Origin of the sequence: Lysinibacillus sp. OF-1 (assembly GCF_028356935.1) — a bacterium.
Lineage (GTDB): Bacteria > Bacillota > Bacilli > Bacillales_A > Planococcaceae > Lysinibacillus > Lysinibacillus fusiformis_D.
The window spans coordinates 3,886,504-3,897,984 of the sequence record NZ_CP102798.1 but is presented as its reverse complement, the minus strand read 5'-3'; the positions used below and the strand labels follow the sequence as shown (position 1 = coordinate 3,897,984).

General features: G+C 41.0%; 9 protein-coding genes. 6 read left to right on the top strand and 3 right to left on the bottom strand.

Going from position 1 to position 11,481, the window contains the following annotated elements:
* Positions 1 to 55: 55 nt before the first annotated feature.
* Positions 56 to 571 (bottom strand): antibiotic biosynthesis monooxygenase family protein, encoded by a 516-nt coding sequence (locus NV349_RS19065; protein ID WP_036117408.1) that lies wholly within the window; start codon positions 569 to 571, stop codon positions 56 to 58.
* A 244-nt stretch (positions 572 to 815) separates the two neighbouring features.
* On the opposite strand from NV349_RS19065, the gene hemE reads away from it, so the two are divergent.
* The 3 genes from hemE to hemY all read left to right on the top strand — a co-directional run bounded on the left by hemE (position 816) and on the right by hemY (position 4,377).
* The gene (gene hemE / locus NV349_RS19060) at positions 816 to 1,865 is read left to right on the top strand and encodes a uroporphyrinogen decarboxylase (RefSeq protein WP_271910916.1); all 1,050 of its coding nucleotides are present in this window, start codon (positions 816 to 818) and stop codon (positions 1,863 to 1,865) included.
* A gap of 155 nt (positions 1,866 to 2,020) precedes the next feature.
* Complete coding sequence (gene hemH / locus NV349_RS19055; protein WP_058843261.1) at positions 2,021 to 2,941, top strand: ferrochelatase; 921 nt, start codon at positions 2,021 to 2,023, stop codon at positions 2,939 to 2,941.
* A gap of 14 nt (positions 2,942 to 2,955) precedes the next feature.
* On the top strand, positions 2,956 to 4,377 hold the full coding sequence (hemY, locus tag NV349_RS19050) for a protoporphyrinogen oxidase (RefSeq protein ID WP_058843262.1): 1,422 nt from the start codon (positions 2,956 to 2,958) through the stop codon (positions 4,375 to 4,377).
* Positions 4,378 to 4,508: 131 nt separating this feature from the next.
* Here hemY and NV349_RS19045 read toward each other — a convergent pair whose 3' ends face one another.
* Positions 4,509 to 7,007: a beta strand repeat-containing protein gene (locus NV349_RS19045; protein WP_271910914.1), complete on the bottom strand. Its 2,499-nt coding sequence runs from the start codon at positions 7,005 to 7,007 to the stop codon at positions 4,509 to 4,511.
* Positions 7,008 to 7,175: 168 nt separating this feature from the next.
* Positions 7,176 to 8,261: a glycosyltransferase family 2 protein gene (locus NV349_RS19040; RefSeq protein ID WP_036128547.1), complete on the bottom strand. Its 1,086-nt coding sequence runs from the start codon at positions 8,259 to 8,261 to the stop codon at positions 7,176 to 7,178.
* A gap of 183 nt (positions 8,262 to 8,444) precedes the next feature.
* Here NV349_RS19040 and NV349_RS19035 point away from each other — a divergent pair, with 183 nt between their 5' ends.
* The 3 genes from NV349_RS19035 to NV349_RS19025 are packed head-to-tail and all read left to right on the top strand — an operon-like array spanning position 8,445 to position 11,481.
* The gene (locus tag NV349_RS19035) at positions 8,445 to 9,413 is read left to right on the top strand and encodes a YncE family protein (RefSeq protein WP_271910912.1); all 969 of its coding nucleotides are present in this window, start codon (positions 8,445 to 8,447) and stop codon (positions 9,411 to 9,413) included.
* The gene (locus NV349_RS19030; RefSeq protein ID WP_036128542.1) at positions 9,413 to 10,096 is read left to right on the top strand and encodes a response regulator transcription factor; all 684 of its coding nucleotides are present in this window, start codon (positions 9,413 to 9,415) and stop codon (positions 10,094 to 10,096) included. Before NV349_RS19035 ends, NV349_RS19030 begins: the two co-directional genes overlap by 1 nt.
* Positions 10,093 to 11,481, top strand: a complete 1,389-nt coding sequence (locus NV349_RS19025; RefSeq protein ID WP_036128540.1) for a sensor histidine kinase — start codon at positions 10,093 to 10,095, stop codon at positions 11,479 to 11,481. Before NV349_RS19030 ends, NV349_RS19025 begins: the two co-directional genes overlap by 4 nt.

Here is an 11,481-nt window from a genome sequence, read left to right as displayed (position 1 = left end):
TGAAAAGCTCATTTTCCAATGCTAGTATTCGGAAAATGAGCTTTTATTTTATCTACTATTCTGTATCCTCATTTGGCATAGCACTATAAGTTGTTACATAAGAAGCTGCTGAAAAGATATTTTGCTGGCTTACACCTGATGAATCATCTCTTTTAGCATGTGCAGATTCAAAGGCTCTAGAGCTCTTCCATGCTTCAAATGAATGTGGTCCATTCCACTGCGTCATGACAATGTAAGTATCACTCTTGATCGGACGTAATAAACGGAACGCCACAAAGCCAGGCTCATTTTCAATGGCGCGTGAACGCTCTAAAAAGCGGTGTTCGAAAACAGGTCGTCCTTCATCTGTCACAGGAATATTATTAAATACAAAGAAGCCTCGTTCCTCTAATTCATTTACTGAATCCAGTACCTCAAATTTACGTGGTGTCGCAAAAACTGTCTTTCCTTCTGTCTCATGAATCAGTACAGAGTTTCCATCCCCATGAATTAAAATCATATGCTCATTTGGATACTTATTTTTTACCTGTTCTAAAAAATCACCAGTGCCAGAAGTTAAATAAATATACATCAATTTATCCTCCTTACGATCTTACTAATTATAGCGTGATTATACCCTTTTCAGCGTAAGTCTAACGCTCTGTTCAAAAAGAATCTGCCGAGAAAGAACAATTTTATGACATTTCACTAGGAAAACTATACAATTACGGAGGAAGCGTTTACTATTGGAAACGGATATCAATAATAAAGGAATAAACAAAACATTTTTTAAGACAATTTTATAGTATGAATTTATCGAGGGGAAGGAACTATTCATGACAACTTTTAATGATACACTCCTGCGTGCTGCACGTGGAGAAAGGACAGCACACACGCCAGTATGGTATATGCGTCAGGCAGGACGTTCTCAGCCAGAATACCGTGCCATTAAAGAAAAATATTCCTTAGAGGAAATTACACATCAACCTGAGCTATGTGCATATGTCACTCGTCTACCTGTAGAAAATTATAATGTCGATGCAGCCATTCTATACAAAGATATTGTGACACCTCTTCCGGGGATTGGGATAGATGTAAAGATCAAAGCAGGCGTTGGTCCTGTTATTTCAAACCCTATCCAATCAGTAGCAGATGTAGAAAAATTAGGTGAATTCAATGCTAATGAGCATACACCGTTTGTATTAGAAACAATCAAGATATTGGCAGAAGAGCAATTGAATGTTCCTTTAATCGGTTTTGCTGGAGCACCATTTACACTTGCAAGCTACATGATTGAAGGCGGCCCTTCAAGAAACTATAATAAAACAAAATCATTTATGGTATCAGAGCCACAAGCTTGGTTTGCATTAATGGATAAACTAGCTGACATGATTATTGCAGATGTAACTGCTCAAATTAAAGCTGGTGCAAAGGCAATCCAAGTATTTGATTCTTGGGTAGGAGCCTTAAATGTTGAGGATTATCGTGTATTTATTAAACCAATTATGACTCGTATTTTTGCAGAGCTGCAAAAAGAAAATGTGCCACTCATTCAATTCGGTGTCGGTGCGAGCCATTTAGCAAAGGAATGGAATGATTTACCGATTGATGTTGTAGGCTTAGACTGGCGTTTGCCAATAAAAGAAGCGCGTGCGAATGGTATTACAAAACCGGTACAGGGTAACTTAGATCCATCCCTTTTATTAGCAGATTGGTCAGTCATTGAGAAACGAACAAAAGATATTATTGAACAAGGTTTAGAAATGCCAGGTCATATCTTTAACCTAGGACATGGTGTTTTCCCAGAGGTTGACCCAGATATCTTAAAACGTCTCACTACACTTATTCATGAATACAGTGCACAACAAATTCAAGCTCGTTCTTAATAGAAGTGAATTAAATGTGAAAAATATGTCCCTTTCTACATAGGAAATTTTATTTTCCATATAGAAAGGGAGCTGTCCAATATTAAAGATTGGGCAGCTTCTTTTTGTCACATAATGTATGAAAACATAAAACAATTTTAGAGGTGAAAAGGGTAATGAAAGAAGTTAAAGGCTTATTGGTAATGGCATACGGAACACCTTATAAAGAAGAAGATATCGAACCTTACTATACGCATATTCGTCATGGACGTAAACCTTCGGCAGAGCACTTAGAGGATTTACGTAGCCGCTATGAAGCTATCGGTGGTTTATCTCCATTAGCTGCGGCGACACAAGCACAAGCTGAAGCCCTATGTGCACGTTTAAATGAGGTGCAGGATGCTGTAGAATATAAATTGTTTATTGGCTTAAAACATATTCATCCATTTATTGAAGATGCAGTAGAGCAAATGGTGGCAGAGGGCATAAAAGAAGCGGTTTCTATTGTTCTAGCCCCTCATTTCTCTACGTTCTCTATTAAGTCTTATAACGGTCGTGCGGAAGAGGCAGCAGGAGGTCGCTTAACGATTACTTCTGTAGAATCTTGGTATGATGAGCCGAAATTCATTGAGTATTGGGAACAACAAGTAAATGATACATTTAATGCAATGCCACAAGAAGAACGTGAAACAGCTTGTTTAATTGTGTCAGCACATTCATTGCCTGAAAAAATTAAAAACTTGGGCGATCCGTATGAAGATCAATTAATTGAAACAGCACGTCTTATTCAAGCTGCGACAGGTCTAAAAAATGTAGAGGTTGGCTGGCAATCAGCAGGCCAAACACCAGAGCCTTGGATTGGCCCAGATGTTCAAGATTTAACACGTGAGCTATTTGAAGAAAAAGGCTTCCGTTCATTTGTTTATACACCAGTAGGTTTTGTAACAGAACATTTAGAAGTGTTATATGACAACGATTTTGAATGTAAAGTTGTTTGTGATGAACTTGGCGCAAAATACTATCGCCCAGCGATGCCAAATACACACCCATTATTTATTGATGCGATGGTAGATGCGATTCATAAAAAATTAAGCTAAGCGAAAAGAAAGTGATGATGTTGGTGACTCAGAAAAGACGAAAGGTAGTTGTCGTAGGCGGTGGCATTACTGGCCTTACAGCCGCATTCTATATGCAAAAAGAAGCAGGCGCAAAAGGATTGCCATTAGATATCGTACTTGTCGAGTCGTCATTACGTCTTGGCGGAAAAATTCAGACCTTAAGAAAAGATGGTTTTATTATTGAGCGTGGGCCAGAATCTTTTTTTGATCGTGAAAATTATGTTAATGATTTAGCAAAGGATCTCGGGATTGAACAGAAATTATTGACAAGCAATGCAGGGCCTACTTATGTTGCTGTTGGTAGTCAGTTATATCCAATACCTAGTCATCTCTTGTCAGGAGAGACACCACATATCTCATCCTTTATAGCATCAGGTCTGTTTTCACTTAGCGGTAAAGTTCGTGCGGCTGGGGATTTTTTCATCCCTCGTTCTGCACAAGATGACGATCAGCCGTTAGGCGCGTTTTTTAGAAGAAGATTTGGTTCTGAAATAGTAGAAAATCTAGTAGAACCATTACTAGCAGGAACATTTGCAGGGGATATTGAGCAATTAAGTATGAGCTCGACTTTCCCGCAGCTTTATAGTTTAGAGCAAAAATATCGGAGTTTGTTGATTGGCATGAAAAAGTCAGGAACAAATTTCTTAAGCAATCATCATATTGATGAAAACAAAGGGATTTTTCAAACCTTTAGTAATGGTCTTGAAACACTCATTGAAAGTATAGAAGAATCACTACTTCCTGGGACAGTCATGAAGGGTGTCAAAGTAGAAGAAATAGAGCATGGCAAAGATGGATCAGTTCAAGTAATGCTCAATAATTTCTCACATATAAAAGCAGATGCTGTTATTATTGCTACTCCCTTTAATATGGCAGAAAAAATGTTTAGTAAGCATAATCTGTTACATGAATTGGGAACAATGAAGGCTGCAACGATTGCAACCGTTACAATGGCCTTTAAAAAGGATCAACTTGGTGATCTAGATGCCCTTTCATTTTATGTCTCTCGAAATAGTGATTTTTCAATCACTTCTTGTACATGGATGAACAGAAAATGGCTAGCTACCACACCAGACGATTATGTACTATTACGTAGTTATATTGGGCGAGTGGGAGATGAAGCGATTGTGGCACTATCTGATACTGAAATCGAAAAAACGGTGCTACAGGATTTAAAGAAAACGATTGGCATAGATGGGGACCCTCTAACGACAGTGGTTACACGTTGGAAAAATGCGATGCCTCAATATACAGTTGGACATGAGGCGAAAGTTCAACGTATAAAGCAGGAATTACAAGAACATTTTCCAAATGTCAAGCTTGCAGGAAGCTCATTTGAGGGAATATCAATTCCAGAATGTGTGCAGCAAGGTAAACATGTTGCAGATGAAGTATTAATGGAAATGTTTAAATAATAGATGAAAAATAGTACAAACATGCATAACAAATGTTTGTGCTATTTTTTGTTTTTTGAAAAAGAAAAAGCAAACCACGATTTCGTAGTTTGCTTTTTCCACTTGCTTCAAATAGTGATGACCATCTAAATCTAAGAAATTCGATGACATGACCAAACGATACCACCAGAGTTAGCACCACCTAGTGTAAGACCGATTGTCAAACCATTGGCTTCATAGAACAGATCGATAGTGTCTCCAGCGTTTAATTGTACTTCTCCTGCCAAAGTTACCGTTCCATTTCCAAGAACCGCACGCAATGTTAATATGAGCGCGACGTTTACGTTTAATACAGGGAATAAGCCACTGATTAAATTCGTAGTAGTATTTTGTCGTATTGCAAATGAAGGGTTTATTCCACCCCCTAAAGTGACACTAATAGCCGCTGTAGTAGAGTAGTTAATGGTCGCTTCAAAGGAATATCTACCTGTAGTTGGTACAGTGAATATTCCAGTTGTTGGATTGAAAGCAGGCGTTGTAAAGTAAGGTGATGCTACACTCCAGTTAGTGATGGAGGTAGAAGCATTAACAGCTAAAGTATTTTTAAATGCAGAGAATCCTTCTGTAAACGCTGGTCCAGTAGGTCCAGTAACCCCAGTAGGTCCGGTAACCCCAGTAGCTCCAGTAACCCCAGTAGGTCCGGTAACCCCAGTAACGCCAGTAACGCCAGTAACGCCCGTAGCTCCGGTAACCCCAGTAACCCCAGTAGGTCCAGTTACACCGGTAGGTCCAATATCTCCAGTAGCTCCAGTAGGTCCAGTAACGCCAGTAGGCCCTGTAACCCCAGTAGGTCCAGTAACGCCAGCAGTACCAGTAGCGCCTGTAACCCCGGTAGGCCCGATATCTCCAGTAGGCCCTGTAACCCCAGTAGCTCCAGTAACCCCAGTAGGCCCGATATCCCCAGTAGCTCCAGTTATACCAGTAGGCCCGATATCCCCAGTAGCTCCAGTTATACCAGTAGGTCCGACATCCCCAGTAGCGCCAGTAACCCCAGTAGGCCCGATATCCCCAGTAGCGCCGGTAACCCCGGTAGGTCCGATATCCCCAGTAGCGCCAGTAACCCCAGTAGGCCCGATATCCCCAGTAGCTCCAGTTATACCAGTAGGCCCGATATCCCCAGTAGCTCCAGTAACGCCAGTAGCTCCGGTAACGCCAGTAGAGCCAGTAACCCCAGTAGAACCAGTAACGCCAGTAGGTCCGATATCCCCAGTAGAGCCAGTAGCACCAGTAGGTCCAGTAACGCCGGTAACGCCAGTAGCGCCAGTAGAGCCAGTAACCCCAGTAACGCCCGTAGCTCCGGTAACCCCAGTAGCTCCAGTAACACCAGTAGCACCAGTAGGTCCAGTAACACCGGTAGGTCCAATATCTCCAGTAGCACCAGTAGGTCCAGTAACGCCAGCAGTACCAGTAGCGCCGGTAACCCCGGTAACCCCGGTAGGCCCGATATCTCCAGTAGGCCCTGTAACGCCAGTAGCGCCGGTAACCCCGGTAGGTCCGATATCTCCAGTAGGCCCTGTAACCCCAGTAGAGCCAGTAACCCCGGTAGGTCCGACATCCCCAGTAGCACCAGTAACCCCGGTAGGTCCAATATCCCCAGTAGAGCCAGTAACCCCAGTAGCTCCAGTAACGCCAGTAGGCCCGATATCCCCAGTAGCACCAGTTATACCAGTAGGCCCGATATCCCCAGTAGCGCCAGTAGGTCCAGTAACCCCGGTAGGTCCGATATCCCCAGTAGCACCAGTAGGTCCAGTAATCCCGGTAGGTCCGATATCCCCAGTAGCACCAGTAGGTCCAGTAACCCCGGTAGGTCCGATATCTCCAGTAGAGCCAGTAGCCCCAGTAAGGCCCGTAGCTCCGGTAACGCCAGTAGCCCCGGTAACGCCAGTAGAGCCAGTAACCCCGGTAGGTCCGATATCTCCAGTAGAGCCAGTAAGGCCCGTAGCTCCGGTCACCCCGGTAGCCCCGGTAACGCCAGTAGCCCCGGTAACGCCAGTAGAGCCGGTAACGCCAGTAGAGCCGGTAACGCCAGTAGAGCCGGTAACGCCAGTAGGTCCAGTAACCCCGGTAGGCCCGATATCTCCAGTAGGGCCAGTAACCCCAGTAGAACCAGTAGCGCCAGTAATGCCCGTAGCTCCAGTAGGTCCAACATCTCCAGTAGGGCCAGTAACTCCAGTAGCACCCGTAACACCAGTAGATCCAATATCCCCAGTAGCCCCAGTAGCCCCAGTAACCCCGGTAGGCCCGGTAACGCCAGTAACCCCGGTAGGCCCGATATCTCCAGTAGAGCCGGTAACGCCAGTAGCCCCAGTAACCCCAGTAACCCCGGTAGGTCCGATATCTCCAGTAGCGCCAGTAGCGCCAGTAGCCCCAGTAACGCCAGTAGCGCCAGTAGCCCCAGTAACGCCAGTAGCCCCGGTAACGCCAGTAGGGCCAGTAACCCCAGTACTACCTGTAGGTCCAGTTATCCCCCCAGTAGGTCCTGTAGGTTTTACAGGCCAAATTGGACAACTGGGAATAGGTCCAGTTTTGCAACAACAAGGGTAGGAATGACACTTAGTGCAAACTCTATCTATAAATTTTCCAAAATGCATAATCTCACCTCCTCTCTCAAATATCGTATTCTGCACAATGATAGAGGAGGTAGACACATATCTACTTATTAAAGTTATTTATAGATTCGTTGCAACTACGCTTAAAATAGTAGAAGGTTTTCTATATCGATAGGGGCTAAATCCTTTTTATTTAGTTATTGATATTTTCTAAGAGTCATTTTGATCGATTGTTAAAATACGATTGAAATATTCTTTATTGTGTAAAATTTTTGGATCATTTGGAATGAAGGAGCTGGCTAGCTCATTATGGGTATTTGCTAGTTCGTATTGCTGTAAACGGTCGAAAAGTACGCACAGCTGCAAGTGTGGGAGCCATGTTGAAAAGCTTTTATTTTGAAAAGGAGCGTTTGGATTTTGTTTAATTACCAGTGCTTGTTCGTACCAAAAAATAGCTTCGTAATTCCTGAATTGTTCCATGAAGTGGTAGCCAAGGCGACAGCAGGCTTCGGGGCGGGGGACATCGTATTCAAAGCTTCGTAAAATAGCACTGAAGTTGTTTTCTCTATCGTCTAAATTGGAATAGCAATCTGCTAATTTAAAACAGGCGCGAATATTATCTTCTACCCAGCCTAACTTTGAGGTTAAAAATAATTCGTAATAGTAAATGGCATCCTCAAACTGACCATGATCTAGTAATTCATTAGCAAAATAAAATGTATCTCGCGGTGTTAGTGTTTCTCCTGCTTCAATAAGTTGCTTATAAATCGTAATATTACGTGAGTGATCATGTGTTAATGGTAAATGGCTAACGGCTATATCACTATCAAACAGCACGCCCCCTACTTCTAAATATTCATGAACTGCACCGATCCATTGAAAATGCTTTTCTCTTTTTACAAGGCGATATCTCCTTATTAAGGCGTCCACATTTCCCTCATGATCATAGCTTAGATGATAATTCATGGACACGGCATCTATATCAGAGGTTAGAGAGGCTTTGAGCGACTTCAATTTTTCTTGATCTTCCTCTAAAAAAACATCATCTGCGTCTAGCCAGAGGATGTATTGCTTTGTTGCTTGTTGAAAGGAAAAGTTTCGTGCCGCTGCAAAATGATGTATCCATTTAAAATCAAAAATTCGGTCTGTAAATTGTGCAACCACTTGTTTTGTACTATCGGTTGAACCAGTGTCAATAATATTAATTTCATCCACTATATCTTTGACGGACTCAAGACATCGACCAATAACATCTTCTTCATTTTTTACAATCATACATAAGCTAATGGAAATCACGCTATATTCCTCCTTACCAGTATCTTTGTAGTATATGTAACGCTGACAGTATGGGTTGGATGATTGAACTGAGAGGTGGTTCGTGAGTTTGAAATGTGAAAAGTATTTTTATGGTTTGTCATAAATTTACCTTCCAAGTTTCACCCGAATTTCACAATTGTGAAGTATAGTAAAGGGGCAGAGGTGATAAAGTTGAAAAAATGGGCATTCTTCATTTTTTCGTTACTACAAATTATATGGTTAGCAGGTTGTACTGAAAAATCATATGAACCCATTGAAAGGGATCGGAATTTTATAGCTTCGTTAAACATACAAGAACCATCATTAGATTTTATTGATGAAGATGGCAATGTATTTGTTACTTGGTCATTTGATAAAGCTTATTCTGGGGCAATACTGTTAGGGAATGACCAAATCTTATTGTATGGACACCAATTAAATAATATCGACGTCTATACATTATCGACCGGAGAAAAGCGCTATTCCAAAAAAGTAGAGATCGGTACAACGAATGTGTACTATGATGACAACATTAAGCAATTTTTTATAACGAATAGTAAAACGAATACGGTGACAAGCTTTGATCAAAAGGGAGATGAACTAGTCAGACAACAACTTGGCAATTATCCTATGTCAATGGCATCGTATAAAGATAAACTGTATGTTATTAATTTTAAAGATACAAAATTATCAGTGTTAAACATGAAGGATTTGACCATTGAACAAGAGTGGCCAATTCAAAAATCCGCACATGGCATAGCTATTTTAGAAGAGACACATGAGCTATGGGTAGGTGGGCATGGGGAAGGAAGTAAGCCCAACAGCTCCGTTAAAAAATATGATTTGACTACTGGCCATCTGAACGGAGAGATTGATATGCCTTTAATGCCAGTAGGGTTAAAAAAGACCAAGGATGCCGTTCTTGTTGTAAGTCATGGTCACAATGAGTTGTATGTTGCTGATTTTGATGGCCATATTAAATGGCACCAAGAGGTTGGTGCAAATCCCTTTGTAGTGAACCAGTTTAAAGACTATATTGTTGTCGCTGGTTATGACGATCACACATTGTACTTTATAAAGGGTGATCAGAAGGAAAAAACAGTTGATGTAGGGAAAGGTGCTTTTCAACTGTTAGTAAGGGAGGAACAATGATGACAACTGTGTTAATAGTTGATGATGAGCAGGATATGCGTAATTTAATTGAGATGATGCTAAATAATTCGGATATAGAGACATTTACTGCCGCAAGTGGTACTGAGGCTTATGATGTGATAGTACGTGAAAATATTGATTTAGTATTACTTGATGTGATGATGCCCCATGAAGATGGCTTTGTCGTTTGTCAAAGTATTCGTGCTATGTCCAATGTACCGATTATTTTCCTGACAGCACGTGATGCCAATGAGGACAAGGTGAAAGGTCTTACACTTGGTGGAGATGACTATATTGTTAAGCCTTTTACACATGACGAACTAGTGGCGAGAATTTATGCTGTATTAAGAAGAAGTGGCGCGAATATTACAGAGCTACAGCAAAAGTACGTGATTATTGGTCCTATTAAAATAGACGAAATTGCACGTAAAGTATCTGTTGATGGAAAGAGTATTCCGCTTACCTTAAAGGAATTTGAGCTATTGCACTTATTTATGAAAAATCCGGGAAATGCCTATACGAGAGAGCAATTACTAGAGCGTATTTGGGATATTGATTATGTAGGAGGCACACGCACGGTCGATACACATATTAAAACTTTACGAATTAAGCTTGGAAAGGATGCGGCTGCGCATATTCAAACCGTTTGGGGAGTGGGCTATCGCTTTGATCCTGGCGAATGAAAAAGATTGCCACTCGCATTTGGTTGTTAATTTTTGCATTTTTAATCATTACCGTTGTCTTTATGTATGTTCTCACAAACTTTTTGTATCAACGTTTATATGTACAAGATACAGAAGAGACAATGGTCGAAGTTGGCTTGAAGCTACAGACCATGTATGACAATGGGAAGGTGACGGATGAATTTATTGCAGATATTGAACAATTTAATGATTACTCAAATTTAAATATATTTGCGGTAAGGAATCCACGTGAGTTAAGTGCCTGTGTTCCATTTGATATAGATTATGAGACCCTGATTGGCCCTGAGGAAAGACAGAAATTATTAGCAGGAAAATATGTGCAAAAAATTGGATATGAGCCACGGTTTGATCGACAACTTATTTCCGTAGTTATACCGCTCGTTGATCAAAATCGATTAGAGGGTATCATTTATATTTATTTCCCATTAGCCAAAATTAGTGAGTTAGCTAATAGTGGCGTGATTTTGTTGTTTATTAGTGCTTTCATATTTTTAGTAGTGGCTAGCTATTTGATTTATAAAGGTATCCGGCACATTATGCGACCATTAAACGATTTACAACTTGCAGTGGAACAGATGTCCTATGGGAATTATGAGACACGTGTGCCTGTCAATTCACGAGATGAAATTGGTAAATTATCTAGTACCTTTAATAAAATGGCAGAGGCCATTCAGCAGGAGGATGAAGCACAAAAAACGTTTCTAGCAACCGTTTCGCATGAATTACGCACACCTATAAGCTATGTAAAAGGCTATAGCGAGGCTATGCAAAATGGCATCATTACAGAAAGTCAAAAAGAAGATACCATACAGTTGATCGTCCGTGAGGCGAATCGAATGGAGCGGTTAACAAACGAATTACTTCAACTGGCAAGAACAGAAAATGAACAAACCAATTTAGTTTTATACCCTATTCCACTAGGAGAGACATTGCGAGAGGTTCAAAAAATCCTAACACATCAAGCAGATAAAAAGAACATAACATTACATGTAGATGTAGATGATGCGCTCATTATTGAAGCGGATGAAGTAAAGCTAAAGCAAATCTTTATTAATATTATTGAAAATGCAATTAATTACTCGTATGAAAATTCTAAGGTGGAAATTGTTGCTGTTGAAAAGACTGGCAGTGCACAAATTACAATCAAGGATTATGGAATCGGTATTCCATCCGAGGATTTATCACATGTCACAGAGCGATTTTATCGTGTTAACAAAGCACGGAGTCGTGCAGACGGTGGTAGTGGATTAGGGTTATCCATTGTTGAACAGTTATTAAAGCAGTTACAGGGATCGTTAGAAATTGAAAGTGTTGTTGAAAAAGGCACAACCGTTAAAATCCGGTTGCCATTAATGGAGGATTAA

Coding starts and splice junctions, on each gene's coding strand:
- NV349_RS19030 (WP_036128542.1), top strand. CDS start 9,413: ATGACAACTGTGTTAATAGTTGATGATGAGCAGGATATGCGTAATTTA.
- hemE (WP_271910916.1), top strand. CDS start 816: ATGACAACTTTTAATGATACACTCCTGCGTGCTGCACGTGGAGAAAGG.
- NV349_RS19045 (WP_271910914.1), bottom strand. CDS start 7,007: ATGCATTTTGGAAAATTTATAGATAGAGTTTGCACTAAGTGTCATTCC.
- hemY (WP_058843262.1), top strand. CDS start 2,956: ATGATGTTGGTGACTCAGAAAAGACGAAAGGTAGTTGTCGTAGGCGGT.
- NV349_RS19065 (WP_036117408.1), bottom strand. CDS start 571: ATGTATATTTATTTAACTTCTGGCACTGGTGATTTTTTAGAACAGGTA.
- NV349_RS19025 (WP_036128540.1), top strand. CDS start 10,093: ATGAAAAAGATTGCCACTCGCATTTGGTTGTTAATTTTTGCATTTTTA.
- hemH (WP_058843261.1), top strand. CDS start 2,021: ATGAAAGAAGTTAAAGGCTTATTGGTAATGGCATACGGAACACCTTAT.